This is a genomic window from Lysobacter sp. yr284 (assembly GCF_900107375.1).
GTDB lineage: Bacteria > Pseudomonadota > Gammaproteobacteria > Xanthomonadales > Xanthomonadaceae > Lysobacter.
Window position 1 is genome coordinate 13,165 of record NZ_FNPT01000026.1, and the last position, 16,931, is coordinate 30,095.

15 protein-coding genes are annotated in these 16,931 nt (G+C 71.5%); 1 reads left to right on the forward strand and 14 read right to left on the reverse strand.

Annotated elements, in window-relative coordinates; genetic code table 11:
* Positions 1 to 23: 23 nt before the first annotated feature.
* The 9 genes from BLV01_RS22720 to BLV01_RS22760 form a co-directional block, all read right to left on the reverse strand.
* On the reverse strand, positions 24 to 1,091 hold the full coding sequence (locus BLV01_RS22720) for a pyridoxal-phosphate dependent enzyme (RefSeq protein ID WP_217633575.1): 1,068 nt from the start codon (positions 1,089 to 1,091) through the stop codon (positions 24 to 26).
* Positions 1,088 to 2,032, reverse strand: a complete 945-nt coding sequence (locus BLV01_RS22725; RefSeq protein WP_175486217.1) for a GHMP family kinase ATP-binding protein — start codon at positions 2,030 to 2,032, stop codon at positions 1,088 to 1,090. Before BLV01_RS22725 ends, BLV01_RS22720 begins: the two co-directional genes overlap by 4 nt.
* A gap of 22 nt (positions 2,033 to 2,054) precedes the next feature.
* On the reverse strand, positions 2,055 to 4,001 hold the full coding sequence (locus BLV01_RS22730; RefSeq protein ID WP_139179102.1) for a TonB-dependent siderophore receptor: 1,947 nt from the start codon (positions 3,999 to 4,001) through the stop codon (positions 2,055 to 2,057).
* Between the two features lie 2 nt (positions 4,002 to 4,003).
* Positions 4,004 to 5,536, reverse strand: a complete 1,533-nt coding sequence (locus tag BLV01_RS22735) for a DUF3526 domain-containing protein (protein ID WP_091805573.1) — start codon at positions 5,534 to 5,536, stop codon at positions 4,004 to 4,006.
* Entirely contained in the window at positions 5,533 to 6,936 is a 1,404-nt protein-coding gene (locus tag BLV01_RS22740) for a DUF3526 domain-containing protein (RefSeq protein ID WP_091805576.1), read from the reverse strand. Before BLV01_RS22740 ends, BLV01_RS22735 begins: the two co-directional genes overlap by 4 nt.
* The gene (locus BLV01_RS22745) at positions 6,933 to 7,691 is read right to left on the reverse strand and encodes an ABC transporter ATP-binding protein (protein ID WP_091805579.1); all 759 of its coding nucleotides are present in this window, start codon (positions 7,689 to 7,691) and stop codon (positions 6,933 to 6,935) included. Before BLV01_RS22745 ends, BLV01_RS22740 begins: the two co-directional genes overlap by 4 nt.
* Positions 7,688 to 9,982, reverse strand: a complete 2,295-nt coding sequence (locus tag BLV01_RS22750; protein ID WP_175486218.1) for a TonB-dependent receptor — start codon at positions 9,980 to 9,982, stop codon at positions 7,688 to 7,690. The genes BLV01_RS22745 and BLV01_RS22750 overlap by 4 nt, the downstream gene beginning before the upstream one ends.
* A 190-nt stretch (positions 9,983 to 10,172) precedes the next feature.
* The gene (locus BLV01_RS22755) at positions 10,173 to 10,958 is read right to left on the reverse strand and encodes a peptidoglycan-binding domain-containing protein (RefSeq protein ID WP_091805586.1); all 786 of its coding nucleotides are present in this window, start codon (positions 10,956 to 10,958) and stop codon (positions 10,173 to 10,175) included.
* A gap of 331 nt (positions 10,959 to 11,289) precedes the next feature.
* On the reverse strand, positions 11,290 to 12,045 hold the full coding sequence (locus BLV01_RS22760; protein WP_091805589.1) for a 2OG-Fe(II) oxygenase: 756 nt from the start codon (positions 12,043 to 12,045) through the stop codon (positions 11,290 to 11,292).
* 349 nt (positions 12,046 to 12,394) lie between these two features.
* Between BLV01_RS22760 and BLV01_RS22765 the strand changes: the two genes are divergently transcribed.
* Entirely contained in the window at positions 12,395 to 13,045 is a 651-nt protein-coding gene (locus BLV01_RS22765; protein ID WP_091805592.1) for a porin, read from the forward strand.
* Between the two features lie 198 nt (positions 13,046 to 13,243).
* Here BLV01_RS22765 and BLV01_RS22770 read toward each other — a convergent pair whose 3' ends face one another.
* The 5 genes from BLV01_RS22770 to BLV01_RS22790 form a co-directional block, all read right to left on the reverse strand.
* On the reverse strand, positions 13,244 to 14,281 hold the full coding sequence (locus BLV01_RS22770) for an NAD(P)H-dependent glycerol-3-phosphate dehydrogenase (protein ID WP_091805595.1): 1,038 nt from the start codon (positions 14,279 to 14,281) through the stop codon (positions 13,244 to 13,246).
* 31 nt (positions 14,282 to 14,312) lie between these two features.
* On the reverse strand, positions 14,313 to 14,822 hold the full coding sequence (gene secB, locus BLV01_RS22775) for a protein-export chaperone SecB (RefSeq protein ID WP_091805598.1): 510 nt from the start codon (positions 14,820 to 14,822) through the stop codon (positions 14,313 to 14,315).
* A 414-nt stretch (positions 14,823 to 15,236) separates the two neighbouring features.
* Positions 15,237 to 15,674, reverse strand: coding sequence for a rhodanese-like domain-containing protein (locus BLV01_RS22780; protein WP_078998131.1), 438 nt, complete (start codon positions 15,672 to 15,674; stop codon positions 15,237 to 15,239).
* A 187-nt stretch (positions 15,675 to 15,861) separates the two neighbouring features.
* Positions 15,862 to 16,284 (reverse strand): hypothetical protein, encoded by a 423-nt coding sequence (locus tag BLV01_RS22785; protein ID WP_254782739.1) that lies wholly within the window; start codon positions 16,282 to 16,284, stop codon positions 15,862 to 15,864.
* Positions 16,285 to 16,359: 75 nt separating this feature from the next.
* Positions 16,360 to 16,818, reverse strand: coding sequence for a YiiD C-terminal domain-containing protein (locus BLV01_RS22790; RefSeq protein WP_091805601.1), 459 nt, complete (start codon positions 16,816 to 16,818; stop codon positions 16,360 to 16,362).
* Positions 16,819 to 16,931: the final 113 nt, after the last annotated feature.

The following is a 16,931-nucleotide window of genomic DNA, read 5'->3' on the forward strand; positions in this document are numbered from 1 at the left end:
GCGAAGCTCCGTGGGAAAGGGATTCAGTGCGCGGCCGCGGGCTGCGCCGCGGCCATGGAAACAGGGGAAACGGCGGACGCCGGATCGAACGCGGCGCGGTTCCAGCGCATCGCCGACCACGGCAGCCGCAGCTGGTCCAGCCGCTCCACCGGCGTGGGCTGCAATGCGTCGAGCGCCAGCGCGTCCGCGTGCTGCGCGAACACGCCCTCGACATAGCGATGGCCGGTGTCGGCGGCGAGGAACACCACGTTGCGCTGCGGATTGAGCAGCGCCTCGCGCCGCGCCACCAGGTAGCCGCAGCCGCTGGACAGCCCGGCGAACAGCGCGTGCTCGCGCAGCAGCGCGACCGCGCCGGACAGGCCGTAGTCGAACGAGACCCAGTGCACCTGGTCGTACAGCGCGTGGCGCACGTTGCGGAACGGGATCGAGCTGCCGATCCCGGCGATGATGATGCCGGGGTCTTCGATGTGCTCGCAGCCGAAGGTCATGCTGCCGAAGGGCTGCACGCCGATCAGCTCGGTCTCGCCGGCGCGTTCGCGCAGGGCGCAGGCCAGCCCGCCGGTGGAACAGCCCGAGCCGACCCCGCCGACCAGGGTCAGCGGCGCGCCGCGCACGCCCGCGGCGATCAGCTCCGCCACCGGCTCGTAGCCGCAGTAGTGGATGTCGTCGTGGTACTGCTGCATCCAGTGCAGGTCCGGATCGGCCGCCATCAGCTCGCGGATGCGCGCCACCCGCAGGCTCTGGTCGAGCTTGAGCGTGGCCTGCGGTTCGACCTGCTCGACCGTGGCGCCGAGGATGCGCAACTGCACCATCAGCGTCTTGTCCACGGTCTTGGAGCCGACGATGCGGCACTTGAGCCCGAACTTGTGGCAGGCCAGCGCCAGCGCATACGCGTAGATGCCGCTGGAGCTGTCCATCAGCGTGGCGCCGGGGCGGATCCGGCCGCTGGCGAGCAGGCGCTCGACCGCGACCAGGGTCGAGTACACCTTCATCGTCTCGAACCGCGCCACGTACAGGTTCGGCCCCAGCCGCACCAGGTCCGGCGCCTTGATCGCATCGCTGATGTGGGCGTGCACCGCGACCGCGCTCATGGCCCGGTCTCGATCAGGCGGCAGGGCCGGCCGAGTCCGGCGAAGAACGCCGAGACCTCGCCCAGTTGCGCGCTGTCGGGCTGCTGCGCGAACAGGTAGCCGAGCAGGCTGCCGGTGTGCGCGATCACCAGGCCGTCGGCGCGCAGTTCGCGGCGGTGGCGCAGCAGGATGTCCAGGTGCGCCTTCGGCGTCACCCACTGCGCCAGCTGCGCGCTGCGGGTGGCCACTTCGCACACCGCGACCGCGTCGCCGCGTTCGAACGCGTCCAACGCGAGGTCCAGGTGGCTGCGATAAGAGGCGCGATGGCGCCGATAGTGGCGCAGCAGCGGCTCGGCCAGCTTCTCGGTTTCCACCGTGCCGCCCTCGTCGATGTAGCACGCGTGCAGCCGCGGCGCGTGCGCGAACTCGCGCAGCACCCGCTGGCGGCCGCTGAGGTAGAGCGCATAGCGGTCCAGGAACACGCTGTCGGAGCGCTCGATCGGCCGCAGCAACGCGGTCAGCTGCTCCAGTGAGGTGCGCAGGCCGAACAATCGGTCCAGGCAGCGCACGGTCGCGACCAGGTCGGCGGTGGAACTGGCCATGCCCTTGCCGGTCGGCAGCTCGCTGTCGTGGCCGAAACGCCCCGGCGGCAACGCGACGCCGTGCAACTGCAGATACCCCTCGATCGCGCGCCGGCACTTGTCCTTGCCGGCGAGATCGCGCGCGATCTCGCCGTCCTCGCCCGGCAGGAAATGCATCCAGCTGTAGCGCCGCACCGGCAGCGAGATCAGGCCGATGTGCAACTCGCCCTCGTGCTCGCACGGTCCCTGCCACAACTCGCCCAGGGTGCCGTGGCATACGCCGCTGCAGGCCGCGCGCAAGGCCGCCTGCGGCGCCTGCACGGCCGCCGCGCTCGCCGGCTCCAGCGCCGGCCTGTCCCTCGATTCGGTCCGTTGCAACATGCGCATCTCCCCAGCGCGAAGGTCAACCGTCGAAATCCACCGTCAGCTGGGCCACGTAGCGGCGCCCGTCGGTGAGGCCGAAACTGTTGTTGCCGTAGATGTTCCAGGTGAAGGTGTCGCCGACGTTGGCCACCAGCAGGCGCAGGCTCGCCGGCGCCTCGCCGAGGCGGAAGCGGTAGCGCGCGCCCAGGTCGACCAGCGCATAGGCCGGCACCCGGTTGCGGCCGTCGCGCGAGGCCACGCGTTCGCCGTAGCGGCTCATCGAGGCGTCGAACGACCAGCCCGGCAGCCACGGCGGCCGGTACTCCAGGTCGGTGCGCAGCATCTGCTCGGCCTGGCCGATGGGCCGGTCGCCGACCCGGCCCAGCCGCACCGCCTCGCCGCTGACCCGCGGGCGCATCAGCACCGCGCCGGCGACCAGGTTCCAGTTGTCGGCGGGCTTGCCGCTCAGGCTCAGCTCGATGCCGCGATGGCGCACTTCGGCCAGCGGCGCGAACACGTTGTTTTCGTCGGTGGCGAAGTACGGCTTGCGCACGTCGAACACGCCGGCCACCAGCTTCATGTCGTCGCCGAGTTTCCAGCGCAGCCCGGCGTCGCTCTGGCGGGTGCGGATCGCCGGCAGCGCCTGGTTGCGGTTGGCCGCGTCGTCCGGGGCGATGCCGCTTTCCTCCAGGCCGCGGGTATGCCCGGCGTACACCGCCAGGCGCGGACCCAGCTGCAGCGACACGCTGGCGCTGGGCAGCCACGGATCGTCGCGGCTCAGCGCTGGCGCCAGTCCCGGCTGGACGATGCGCTTGCGGTAGCGGCTGCGCTGGATGCCGAGGTTCCACTCGCCGACTTCGCGCCAGCGGCCTTCGTAGGCCAGTCCCGCGGTCCATTGCTCGACGTGGTCCTGGGTGCGCTCGCCGAATTCGAACGCGTCCGGGCGCGGCTGCGGTCGCGGCTCGCCGAGCGGCCGCCAACCGTAGTCGATCGCCGGCGCCGATCCGCCGTACTCGTTGTCCACGCCGCGCCCGCGCACCGCCGCGTGCAGCACGTGCAGGCGCGGGCCTTCGCGGAAACTGCGGCTCAGCCGCAGCTCGCCGCTGGTGGAAGCGTAGCGCTGGCGCGGATCGGCGACCACGCGCTCGCGGGTCAGGCCCTCGCGGGTGGTGTCGGCGAACAGTTCGGCGAAGCCCTGCGGCTGGTCGTTGATCGAACGCACCACCCCGCCGGCGAAGGCCCAGTCGGCGCCGATGCGCGCCTTGGCCAGCACGCCGAAGTTGCGGCTGTCGTATTCGTTGTCGCTCCAGCTCTGGCCGAAGTGGCGGCGGCGCTCGATCTTCGGCGGCCGGTAGGGACCGGCGGTGAGCACGGTCGGCGCGACTTCCTCGTCGCGGCCGCGCGAGATGCTCCAGAACGGCAGGATCTCGACGTGCTCGTTGGGCCGCCAGCGCGGCACCACGCCGGCGCGCACGTAGCGCGCATCGGCGCCGTCGTAGTACTCCTCGCGCGACAGCGCCAGGTTGGCGGCGATGCCGAAGCGGCCCTCGACCAGCGGCAGCCGCGCGTCGAATTCCAGCGCCGGCGCGCCGTAGGCGTTGAGCGCGGCCAGCACGCTGAGCACGCGCTCGTCGCCGGCCTTCTTCAAGCGATAGTCGACGATCCCGGTCGGCGCCGGGAACGGATAGTTCAGCGCCGATGGGCCGACCCGGATGGTCGAGCCTTCCACCAGCGCCGGCGGCACCGTGCCCTGGCGGTCGAAGTAGATGCCGTCCATGCGCACGTTGCCGGCATCCACCGGCGAGAAGCCGCGCACCTGCTTGGCGCTGTACAGGCCGATGCTCTCGTTGCCCAGGGTCGCGCCGAACGCGTCCTCGGCCGCGGTCACCGCGTTGTCGCCGGCGCGCTGGGCCTGGGCGGCGCCCGCGCAGGCGGCGAGCGCGGCGCCGACCGTCCACAGCCATCGCTTGGGGATTCGCGTCTCCACGTTCACAGCTCCGCCGGCCATTGCCGCAACCGCCGCAGCGCCCAGCCGCTCAATGCGGCGGCCAACAGCGCCAGCCACAGCGCGGTCGGCAGCGCGCCGGCCACGCGCGACCACGCCGGCGCGTCGTTCCAGGCATAGGCCGGAATCGCGTCGAATTCGAGGAAGTTCATCCGCCCGTAGCTGTCCGCGCGCGGTTTCGGCGTCGGCGCGGCGATCTGGCGCTGGATGCGCGGATAGAACCATTCGCGCAATTGCCGCTGGTAGCCCGCCGCCTGCCGCTCGAAGCGGCGATGGCGCTGCGCGTCGGTGCCGGCCAACTGCGCCAGCGCCTGCTCCATGCCCAGCGGCGGCGCCAGATAGCCGGCCCATTGCGACAGCCGCTCGCGCGCGCTGCGCGCGCTCTCCTGGCGGTCGCGCAGCGGCTGCAGGCGCCGTTCCAGCTTCGGCGCGAGGAAGGTCATGCGCGTCGCGTAGTCGAGGCCGCCGAGCTTGTCGAGCGAACCGGCCAAGTCGGCGCGGGCGCGGAAGTCGCGCGCCAGCAGCGCATCGCGTTCGGCGGCGATGGCGTCGTTGGCGCGGCGCTGCGCGTCGACATAGGCGATCGGCGCCGGCGCATCGCCCAGCCGCGCGGCCGCGCCGCTGCCCAGCAGCGGCAGGCCGATCGCCAGCACCGCCCACACCGCGCTCATCAGGCTGATCGCGCCGGCGGCGCCGGGCCACGCGGACACCACGACGAAACCCAGCGCGGCCCAGAACCCCAGGTAGGCCACCACCAGTGCCGCCGACGCGATCAACTCGGGAACGGCCGCGGCGAGATCGGCGCCGGCCGAGAACAACGACACCGCCACGCCCAGCAACACCGCCGGCGCCAGCCAGGCGAAGATCGCGGCGATGCGCGCGCCCAGCCACGCGCGCGGGCCGACCCGCTGCGCGGCGATCAGCCGCAACATGCCGTGGTCGCGCTCGAAGGTCGCGAGCAGGCCGATCAGCACGATCGCCGCCACCGGCAGCAGGTACACCAGCACATAGCCCAGGTCGAAACGGCCCAGGCCGAGCGCGCGCGGATTTTCGAAGTCGTAGGCCGGCTCCACCCCGAACGGCGTTTCCAGCTTCACCGGCAGGCGCGTCGGCATCAGGTCGCTGCCGCCCACCGCCAGCGGCGACAGCGGCAGGTTGGGCTTGTAGGCGTGGGCGCGCAGGAAGTAGCGGCTGAAGCCGGCGACGTCGGTCGGGTCCTGCCAGTACGGCACCGGCTCCTGCGCGGGCTCGGCGTAGCGGCGCGCGCGTTCGAGGATCTGCTGGGTCCAGGCCAGGTCGGCGGCGCGGCTGCGCTCGATCGCGCGGTTCTGTTCGCGGTGCAGCGCGGCGCCGCTGTGCGCGCCCCACAGCATCGCCACGAACAACAAGCCCAGCACCGCCCACAGCAGGCGGCTGCGGCCGACGTGGCCGAGCTCCCAGCGCAGCAGCTCGGCGAAGCCGGCGGTGCGCGCGGCCGGCAGTTCGAGGGCGCCGAGATGCCCGCTTTGCGCGCTCATGGCCGCAACCTGCGCGCTGCCAGCGCCAGCAGTCCCGCGGCCAGCGCCGCCCAGCCGAACAAGCCGGCCAGCGCCGGCGCCGCGTTGCGCCAATTCGCCGTCAGCCCCGGCTGCGGCGCCTGGAACTGCGGCACCTGCGCCCACAGCGCTTCGTCGTTGGTATGGCGCGGTTGCGCGCCGTTGAGCGGATGCGCCATCACGTCCTCGTTCATGCGGTTGACCAGCGCGCGCCGGTACTGCTCGGCGGCGTCGATGAAACGCCGGTGGTGGCCGAAGTCGCTGCCGGCCAGCATCGGCGACAGGCTCTGCATCGCCGCCGCCGGGCTCAGCCAGCCCCAGGCGGCGAACGCGCGGTCCTGCGCGGCGACGCGGTCGTAGAAGCCGCCGAGCACGCGGTCGAACACCTGGTGCGAATGGCGTTCGCTCAGGTCCAGCTCGGCACCGCGCGCGTCCACCCGCATGTCGCCCACGTCCTTGGCGCCGTACTGCGCGAGCAATGCCTGGCGATGTTTTTTCGCCTCCTCGGCGGTCCAGAACGACGGCGCCTGGTCCTGCAGTTGCTGCTTGACCTGTTGGCTCGACGGCAGCGGATGCGCCGCCTCCACCGCGCTGCTGGCCCAGCGCGGCAGCGCCAGCGCCAGCGCGATCCACAAGCCGAACAACAGCGCCAGCGCCCCGCGCACGCTGCGCGCCAGCAGCGACACCGACACGCCCAGCGCGGTCAGCACGCCCAGGTACAGCGCCATCGCCGCGGCCCACAGCGCCAAGCGCAAGGCCAGGTCCGCGTTCAACGCGCCCAACGCGGCGCTGGCGACGGCCGAAGCCGCGACCACCGGCGCCAGCAACGCCAGCGACAGCGCCGACCAGATCGCCCACGCCTTGGCCGCGACGATCGCGCGCGGCCGCAACGCCGCGCCCAGCGCCAGCCGCAGAGTGCCGCGCTCGCGGTCCATCGCCACCGCGGTGAACGCCAACAGGAACGCGACCAGCGGCGCGAACGCGATCAGCAGGCTGGCCGGGCTGGCCAGGCCGGCGCGCTGCAGCGGCGAGGCGTCGCCCTGCGGCCGGTACAGCATGTCGTTCTGCACGTGCGCTTCCAGCCACACGGTCTGGCCGACGAAGGGTTCGGCGCCGGGATCCAGCGCCGCCAGCGCCGGGGTCGGCTTGAACGCGAAGATGCTGTAGTGCGCGGCCGAATGCGGGTCTTTCTCGCCCTGCCCCAGCCAGCGCGCGCGCTCGGCGCGCGCGGCCTCGTTCTTGGCGGCGTTGCCCGCGGCGACGCCGGCCAGATCGAACGCGAACGCGAGCAGCACCAGGGCGGCCAGCGCCAGCAACGCCCACCACGCGCGCCGGTCGCGGCGCAGCAGGGTCCATTCGTAGCCGGTCAGCGACGCGCTCATGCCGCGGCCGCTCCCGCCGGCGCCGGGCCTGCGGCGTCGAGCTCCTGCAGGTACAGCGCCTCGATCTGCGAGGCCGACAGTTCGCTGGTGCGCCGCTCGGTCAACAGCCGGCCCGCGCGCAGGATGCCGAGGCGATGGGCCACGTCCTTGACCCGGTACAGATCGTGCGTCGCCATCAGCACCGCCACGCCGCGGCGCGAAGCCGCGCGCACGCCGTGCGACAGATCGTTGGCGGCGCTGGCGTCCAGGCCGGAGGTCGGCTCGTCGAGCAACAACAACTGCGCGTCCTTGGCCAGGGCGATGGCGAGTCCGACCTTCTGCCGCATGCCCTTGGAGAAGCCGCCGGCGCGGCGCGCGTGCGCCTCTTCCTGCAGCCCGGCCTGGCGCAGCAGCTCGCGCGCCTGGTTCGCATCGATGCGGCGGCCGCCGAGCAAGGCGAAGTAGCTCAGGTTCTCGATCGCATCGAGCTGCGGATGCAGCATCACCGTTTCCGGCAGGTAGGCGATCTTGGCGCGCGCGCCGAGACGGTCGCGGGCGACGTCGGTGCCGGCGACCTCGATGCGACCGGCGTCGGGGTCGAGGAAGCCCAGGATCAGGTTCAACGTGGTGGTCTTTCCGGCGCCGTTGGGGCCGAGCAGGGCGTACACCTCGCCCGGCGCGATCGCCAGCGACAGCGCCTGCAGCGCATGGCGGTCGCCGAAGTCCTTGCGCACGCCGTCCAGCCGCAGCGCGTCGCCGTTGTGCGTCGAATTCATAGGTTCACCCTCAAGGTCAGTTCGACGCTGCGCGGCGCGCCGAGCACGAATTGGTCGGCGGCGCCGCCGGTCCAGTCGGCGTACAGCGCATCGCCGAGGTTGCGGCCGTACAGCGCGACCTCGCCGAACGGCAGTTGCCAGGCGACGCTCGCGTCCCACACCGTGCGGCCGGCGACGCGCAGGCGGTTGGCGTTGTCGGCGTACCAAGGGCCGACGTAGCGCGCGCCGGCGCCGACGGTCAACGGCAGCGCATCGAAGCGATAGCTCGCGTGCAGCTGGGCGAGGCGCTCGGGCACGTTCGGCGGCACGTTGCCGGCGCGGTCGGCGCCGCCGGCTTCGCGCAACGTGTCGAAGCGCGCATCCAGCGCGGCGACGCTGGCGTCGATGCGCAGCGCGCGGGTCAGCGACGCCGCCGCGGTCAGTTCGATGCCGCGCGAGGACTGCGTCCCGCCCTGCACCGACAAATTGGCGTTGTTCGGATCGCGGGTGACGATGTCGTCCTGTTCGATCCAGTACGCGCTCGCGCCCAGGTCGACGCGGCCGTCCCACACGCTGCTCTTGATCCCGGCCTCGGCCGAGCGGCCCTGGGTCAGCTCGAAGCGCGAGTTGGCCAGCGACAGCAGCGGCAGGCTGCCGACCGGCGCCACCGAAGTGCTGTACTGCGCATACAGCTGGGTCTTGGGCGCCAGATCGTAGACCGTGCCCACGCGCCACGACAGCGGCTCGTAGCTGCGCTCGAAGCGCGAGCGCGCGCCGGTGTTGCGGTCGGCGATGTGTCGTTCCAGCTCGATCCGGTCGTAGCGCAGTCCCGCCAGCAGCAGCCAACGCTCGCTCAGGTTCAGCGCATCCTCGGCGAACACCGAGTACACCCGGGTGCGCGAATCGAAGTCGACGCGGTTGCCGGCGCCGGGGAAGTTGGCCGCGGTGTCGGCGAAGCCGGCCGAGCCGCGCTGCGGCGCGAACGGGTCCACCGCCGTGGTCGCGCCGAACCGGCGCATGACCGCGAAGTCGCCATCGCTGACCTCCGCGCCGATCGCCGCGCGGTTGCGGCGGCCGCCCCAGTCGCCGTCCAGCGACAGCGTCGCGCGCTCGACCCAGAAACGGTGATCGTGTTCGATCCGGGTGGTGCCGCGGTCGAGCAGGCGCGTGCGCGGGTTGAACGCATAGGTTTCCGAGTTCCACCAGCGGCGCTTGGCGTCGTAATAGCTGAACTCGTTGGAGAAACGCAGGCCCTCGCCGATCTGCCAGCCGACCCGGGTGCGCAGCCAGTCGCCGCGCGAATCCTGCAGGCCGTTGTCGACGTTGTAGTTGCGCCGGCGCAGCGCGCGGTCCAGCACGCGGCCGTCGGCGCTGCGCACCAGCGATGCCGGATCGCGCGCCAGCGCCGCCGGGACCAGCGGCGTGCCCCAGTAAGCGGTGTCGTAGTCGTCCTCGAAGTGATCCAGCGCGACATCGACTTCGACCGCCTCGCTCGGCCGCCAGCGCGCGGCCACGGTCGCCGAGGTCGCTTCGCTCGCGGTGCCGTCGACGTAGCCGTCGCCGCGCCGGTGGCTGGCGATCGCGCGCAGCGCCAGGTTTTCGCCGACCGGCTCGTTGAAATCCACCGCGTAGCGCCGGCCGCCGAAGCTGCCGAAACCGACCAGGCCCGCGAACGCGCGCGCGTCGAAGTCGGGACGCTTGGGCACCAGGTTGATCGCACCGGCCAGCGCGCCCTCGCCGTACAGCACCGAGGCCGGGCCTTTGAGCACTTCGATGCGCTCGAAGCTCCAACTGTCGAAGTCGCGGGTCACCAGCGGCGCCGCGCTCTGACGCACGCCGTCGTACAGCAGCGCGATCGCGCCGCCGCTGAAGCCGCGCATCGAGGCCATGCCGGGCGAGGACGGCAGTTGCCCGGCGAGCACGCCCGGCGCCGCGTTGAGCGCCTCGACGCTGCCGCGCAGGCCGCGCGCCTGGATCTGCTCCTGGGTCAGGGTCTCGACCGTCGCCGGGGTCTCGCGCGCGCTCAGGCCCAGGCGCGAGGCGGTCGGCGCCGGCCGATCCCAGGGCGCGGTCGCGGCGCTTTCGACGGTGACCTTGTCGAGCAGCTTGGGGGTGGCGCCGCCGCCGGCCTGGGCCGGCGCGGTCTGGGCCAGCGCGCCGTGGCCGAACAAGCCCGGCAGCGCCAACGCGGCCAGCGCGGCGCCCGCGATCTGCCGCGCCGCGCCGGTGCGCGTCCGCGCGCCGTTGCCGCCGCGCTGCTGTGCCTCGATATCCGCCGCTGCCGCGCGGCCTCCCCGCCTGCCTGTACTCACTGCGACCCCTGCTACGCTCAAAGTGTGAAATGAAACGATATATCATTTCATTATCGGCACAAGGTAAGCGCGGCAAGCGGGGCCGTCAATACGGGGTGAAGGGATTCCGTCCGGAATCTGTGTGCGCCATCAACGCCGGCGCAAACGCGGCGGCGCGGGCCGGGCCGCGCCGCGCGGGGTGGAGCGCCGCTCAGCCCAGGCGGATGAAGTCGCAGGCCGCGGTCTTGCGCGCGCGCTGGGCGACCTCGAAGCCGTTGGCCGAGCCTTTGTGGTCGGTGTTGCCCTCGATGCTGAGGAAGCTCTCGGCATTGCCGTCGAAGGCGAACCCGGTATGGATCCAGTCGCTGGCGCTCTTGCGCACCAGAAACACGCCGCAGGCGCCGAGCGCGGCGAAGCCCGGGCTGCCGCCGGCGACCGTGCGCCCGGCGAGGAAGCGTCCGCCCGCCTTGGCCTGCGCGGCCAGTTCGTCGCAACCGAAACTGCCGGCGACCGGCATCGCCCGCTGCGCGTGCTCGGCCGCCTGGCGCAGCACCGTGCTGACGAAGCCGGCGCACCACAGCATCGAATCGCCTTCGCTGCCCTTCATGTACAGCCGCACCCACGGCCCGCGGTTGGCGCCGCCGATTTCGATCGGATGCGCGGCCAGATGCTGTTCGGCGAACCAGCGCACCAACTGCGGATACGGCTTGTTGGCCGGCGCGGCGGCGCCGGCGCCGAGCACCCGCGCCATCGGTTCGGTCAGCGCCGCCCACAGCGCCGGCCCGACTTCGCCGGCATAGGCGATGCGCTTGCGCGCTGCGAAGCCCTGCAGCGCGCGGTCGCTGCCCGGACCGAACTTGCCGTCGACCGGGGTGCCGTTGCCGTGGAAGCCCAGCCATTCCTGCACCCGCTTCACCGCCGCGCCGCTGGCGCCTTGGCGCAACGCGCCGGGGAAGTCGAGTTCGCGACGGACGAACGATTGATCCTGCAGCGGCATGGTCTTGCTCCTTGAGGCCGACGCGTCCATGAGGGCGGCCGCGCGGCATGCGGCGCGGCCGGTGCGCGCGCAACCCGGTGCGCGCGACGTTCTAGCCAACGCCGCGGCTGCGGCGGCGCGGTCAATCCGCGGCGATACGCGAATGCAACGTCGCAGCGGCCGTCGTCGCGACGAAACCGCGTTTTTCGCGAGCCTTCGAAGGGCCGTTTGCGCAGGCCTTCGCCTGCGAGCGCGCTTGTGGGAGGAACTTCGGTCCCGACGCTCTTGTTCCCGATCGCAGCGACCCGGGCGAGAAGCGTCGGGCCTTAAGGCCTTCCAAAGCCACCGCCGCTCATTGCGCGTCGTGGAAGATCACCCCGAGCGTATGCCGCGTCCCCGCGCGCAGCGCGCTCACGCCATGGCGCAGGTTGACCCGGTAGAACCCGCGCGCGCCGCGCTGCGGGCGATGGCGCACCGCGAACGCTACCGCATCGCCCTGCTGCAACGGCACCACCTGCGCGCGCGACTGCATGCGCGGGCGTTGCTCGGTCAGCACGAATTCGCCGCCGTCGAAATCGCGCCCGGGCTGCGACAGCAGCACCGCCACCTGCAGCGGAAACACGTGCTCGCCGTAGACGTCCTGGTGCAGGCAGTTGTAGTCGCCCTCGCCATAGCGCAGCAGCAACGGCGTCGGCCGCGCCTGTCCGGCCGCGTGGCAGCGCGCGAGGAAGTCCTCGAGCGCGAGCGGATACGCACCGTCGATTCCGAGCATCGCATTCCAACGCGTCGCGGTCGGCGCCAGCCGCGGATACAGGCTTTCGCGCAGGGTCTGCAGCAACGGCGGCAGCGGATAGCGGAAATAGCGATACTCGCCGCGGCCGAAGCCGTGGCGCTGCATCGTCACCCGGCTGCGATAACGCGCGTCTTCGTCGTAACCCCCGGCCAGGGCCGCGCATTGGCGCGCGCCGAGCAGCCTCGGCAACACCGTCCAGCCGTCCGCGTCGAGCGCGGCGGCCGCCGCATCCCAGTCGTAGCCGGCGATGCGGCGGCGCAGGCGCAGGCGCGGATCCCGCGCGGCGTCCGCCAAGGCGTCGGTATCGGTTCGCATCGGTTCGATGCCCTCAAACGTATACGGATGACGGACGTCATGCTGGCGATGCGCGCATCGCCGCGCCATCCGATTCTTGCGCCCGGACGGTTTGCCGATCGTGCGCGGCGATGTTCAGCCGCGAGCAAGGCTGCGCTGCGAAAAACGCCAAAAACCCCTTGAAAACCATGACTTCAGGCCTAGGCGAAAACCGAAGTACCGTAAACAGAACGTTTAGTTCCCATAAAAATATGAGAAAAATTCAGGCGCTATTGAAGCGCGGTGACGATACTGCGCACACCGATCCACACGGACGCCTTACCCCGAGGCGCGTGGAGACGGATAAGACCAATAAAGAGGCTAGACCTTTATGAAGCGTGCATTGCTTGCCCTCACCCTCGCCGCCGCGCTGCCGTTCGCCGCTTCGGCCGCCGAAGGCGTTTCCTACAACTACGTCGAAGCCGGCTACGCCAAGTTCGACGCCAAGAACAAGTTCGCCGACTCCGATGGCTGGACCATCGCCGGCTCGTACGCGTTCCACCCGAACTTCCACGTCTTCGGCAGCTACAGCAAGCAGGAGACCGACTCGAACAACCTCAACATCGGCGGCAACGTGTTCCGCATCCCGAGCACCGATGTCGATCGCTTCAACGTCGGCGTGGGCTACAACCACGAGCTGAGCAGCCGGGTCGACCTGGTCACCCGCATCGCCTACGAGCAGAACAAGTACGACTTCGACAACGCCCTGGGCGGCGGTTCGCAGAAGTTCAAGGGCGGCTTCGTCGAAGCCGGCGTGCGCGGTTCGCTGGCGCCGAACTGGGAAGGCTATGCCTTCGCTGGTTACCAGGACTTCGACAACACCCGCAACTTCGGCGACCTGGCCAAGCAGTACGACGGCAAGTTCTACGGCCGCGTCGGCACCCAGGTGAAGTTCAACCAGAGCTGGGGCATCACCGCCGACGCCAAGTTCGTCGACGGCGGCCACAAGGAGTTCTTCATCGGTCCGCGCTTCAGCTTCTAAGAAAGCGCTCCGGAAAGACTCCGGCAACAATCGCGAACCTTTCTCTCTCTCCCCCGAATCGTCGCGATGGAGCCCGGCCGCAAAGCCGGGCTTTTTTTTTGTCCGTATCGCGCGCGGCGCTTCGCCGGCCGTGCGCGCGGCGCGGATACGAAAAAGCCCGGCGCTGCCGGGCTTTTTCGCGTGCGCCGGGCGCGCGCCTCAGCCGAACAGGTCGTTCGGGTACTCGGGCTTCTGTTCGCGCGCGAGCAGCTGGCGCAGGCCGTCGGAGGGGGTGATGCGGCCGTGCAGCACCTCGCGCACGGCGCTGGAGATCGGCAGTTCGATGCCGTGGCGTTCGGCCTGGCGCATGACTTCGTCGGCGGTCTGCACCGACTCGACCACCTGGCCGATCTCGCGCACCGCGTCCTCGATCGACTGGCCGCGGCCCAGGGCCAGGCCCAGGCGGCGGTTGCGCGACAGGTCGCCGGTGCAGGTCAGCACCAGGTCGCCGAGGCCGGCCAGGCCCATCAGGGTCTCGGGCTGGCCGCCGATGGCCTGGTTGAGGCGCAGCATTTCGTTGAGGCCGCGGGTGATCAGGCCGGCGCGGGCATTGAGGCCCAGCTGCATGCCGTCGGCCACGCCGGTGGCCACCGCGAGCACGTTCTTCATCGCGCCGCCGAGTTCGGCGCCGAGCATGTCGTCGCCGGTGTAGGCGCGGAACGCCGGGCCGTGCAGCGCATCGGCCACCGACTGGGCGAAGTCCGCGTCTTCGGAGTGCACGGTCAGCGCGGTCGGCAGGCCCTGCGCGACTTCCTTGGCGAACGAGGGGCCGGTGACGACCGCGAGCGGCACGCCGGCGCCGAGCGTTTCCTCGGCGACTTCGTGCAGGAAGCGGCCGCTGCCGGGCTCGAAGCCCTTGGTCGCCCAGGCCACGCCGGCGTGCGCGGGCCGGTGCGGGGCCAGCGCGCGCAGGGTTTCGGCGAAGGCGTGCGAGGGCGTCACCACCAGCACCAGATCGGCGCCGGCGAGCGCGGCCGCCAGGTCGGTGGTGGCGCGCAGCGCGTCCGGCAGGGCGATGCCCGGCAGGTAGCGCGGATTCTCGTGGCGGCCGTCGATGGCCGCGGCGACGTCGCCGTCGCGGCCCCACAGCACGGTCGGGTGACCGTGCCGGGCGATCAGCGCCGCCAGCGCGGTGCCCCAGGAACCGGCACCGAGCACCGCCACGCGCGGCTTGGGAGTCGTGGTCTGCGAAGTCATGCGCGCGGCGGGTCCCGGTGCGTGTCCGGGATCAGGCGTTGCCGGCGGTTTCCGCGTCGGCCAGGCTGCCCTGGGACGCGCGCTGGCGCAGGCCTTCGGCGTAGAGCGCGTCGAAGTTGATCGGCTGCAGGAAGAACGGCGGGAAGCCGCCGGCCTGGATCAGGTCGCTGACCAGCTGGCGCGCGTACGGGTAGAGCACGTTCGGGCAGTGGGTGCCGAGCATCGCGTCCAGGGTCTGCTCGTCGAAGCCGATCAGGCCGAACACGCCGGCCTGCTTCACTTCGGCCAGGTACATCGGCTTGTCGCCGGCGGTGCAGGTCAGGGTCACGCCGAGCACGACCTCGAAGGCGTTGTCGCCGACGCGCTGCACGTTCTGCGACAGGTTCAGCTGCAGCTGCGGCTGCTGGGTCTCGGCGAACACCGCCGGCGCGCCGGGGACTTCGAAGGAGACGTCCTTGACGTAGATCTTTTCGACGGTGAACGCGGGGCCGGTTGCGGCTTCGGCCGGCGCGGCGGCGCCGTTGACGTTTTCTTCGGACATCGGTGGTGACTCCCCCAGCAAGATGAAATTCGGAAAAGAGGCCGATTATGCCCGCTCGCCTGCGCCGGGACCAAACGGCCCGACGCGGCGGCGCGCGATCGGCCGCGGAACAAGGTGGATTGAGGCGATTGCGGCGCGATCAAGCCCCCGCGACGCGGGCGGGCCCGGTCGCCGCGCCGGAACCCCGGCGCGCCTCACACAATGGCCCGGCGCGGTCGCCGGCGGCGAGACGCAGCGCCCAGCCTAAGCGGCGCGCGTGGCGGCGGTGCGACAGCCGCGCGGGGCGCGCAGATCCGGATTCAGGCGACCGGCGCGCGGGATCGCGGCCGGCGCGCGGCCTGACCGGGGACATCGCGCGCGCCAGGTCCGCGCGCCGCGACAGCCGGCCGGCGGCCCGACGCGGCCGCCGCGGCCTCAGTTGCGGCCCTTGACCAGCGGCAGCTCGGCCTGCTGCCAGGCGGCGATGCCGCCGTCGAGCCAGTAGACCTTCTCGAAACCGGCCTTCTTCAGGCGCTTGGCCGCGTCGGCCGAGGCCTGGCCGTTGCGGCACACCGCCACCACCGGCAGCTGCTTGGCGTTGGCCAGCAGCTTGCTTTCCGGATCGAACTGGCTCGGCTGGACCGAGCGGCTGCCCGGGATGTGGCCCTTTTCGTACTCGCCGATCGCCGACAGGTCGATGACCAGGGCGTTGTCGCGGTTGATCATCTGGGTCAGCTCGGCCGGGCGCAGGGCCTTGTAGCCGCGGAACAGGCGCGCGGTCTCGGTGTAGATCAGCGCCAGGGTCAAGCCGACCAGGCCCAGCGACAGGTACAGGTGGCGGCCGGCGAACGCCAGCAATTCATCGAAACTCACGGGGTCAACTCATGCACGGGCGGGGCCGGCACGGCCCTCGCGGGCGGCGATTGTCGCCCAGGCCGGGGCCCGGGCGCAAAAAGGGCCCCGACGGGGCCCCTGCAGCGAACGCGACGCGGATCGGACCCGGGCGCCGGAGAACGCGGTTTTCGTTGGCGCCCGCGGCCTGGCCGGGGCGTCGCGGGCCTTACTCGCCCTGCCAGAAGTCCGGCAGGCCGCCGATCAGCCACCAGGTCTTGCCCACCGGATCCCATTCCCAGGCCTCGATGTAGCGCACGCTGCGCTCGGCCATGGTGTGGCGGTTGATCACGCCGATGTTGACGATGCGCACCGCGGTGCCCTTCTTCTTGTCGACTTCGCTGCCGACGTCGTTGTAGCCGGAGACCTGGATCTGCTTGTAGCGCTCCAGCTGCATCGGCGTGGGCGCCAGCCGCTTGCGCAGGTCGGGCTTGATCAGGTTGGCCGCGCCTTCGAAGTCGCCCCAGCGCACCGCCGCCGAGTAGGCGTACTGCATTTCGGTCAGGCGGTTGTTCTGGGTGCCGGTGGTCTGGCAACCGGCCAGGGCGAACGCGAACAGGCAGGACAGCAGCAGGTACTTCACGAGGCGCATCGCGGGCTCCGGCTCGAAGGCGGTGTGGCGTGCATCCTACCCGCACGCCCGCGCCGCGTCAGGCCCGCGCCGGCCTCAGGCCTTGGCGATGGCGACGTAGCGCGCGGTGAACTCGGTCGCGACCCCGCCCTCGGGCAGCAGCGCGCGCGCGACCAGGCCGGTGCGGGCGCGGCCGCGGCCGCGCAGGGTCTGCACGAACAGGTCCCAGTCGGCGCCGTCGGCAAGTTCGGCCTGCACTTCCAGGTCGCCGAACAGCGGCGCCAGGTAGCGGATCTGGCTGTCGGCGACGAACACTTCCGCGCGCAGGTCGGCCAGTTCCAGGCCGAGCGAGACCAGGCCCCACGAGGCCAGGGTCATCACCGAAGCCAGGCTGCCGCCGAACGCGCAGCCCTTGTCGTTGACGTGGTGGCTCAGCGGCGCGCGCAAGCGCAGGCGCTTGCCGTCGTAGCCGGAGATGCCGACGTTCATCGCCGCCACCGGCGGCATGGATTGGTAGTGGGTGTGCAGGCGTTGCAGTGCGGCGTCGAAAGTCATCAGCGTCGGTAGCGCGGTACGAAGGATGTGAGGAGCGGAACGACACGCCCGGCGAACGACGGCCGGACGGACTACGGACCAGGCCGACCGCGCCTGGCGAACAAACGCGGGCG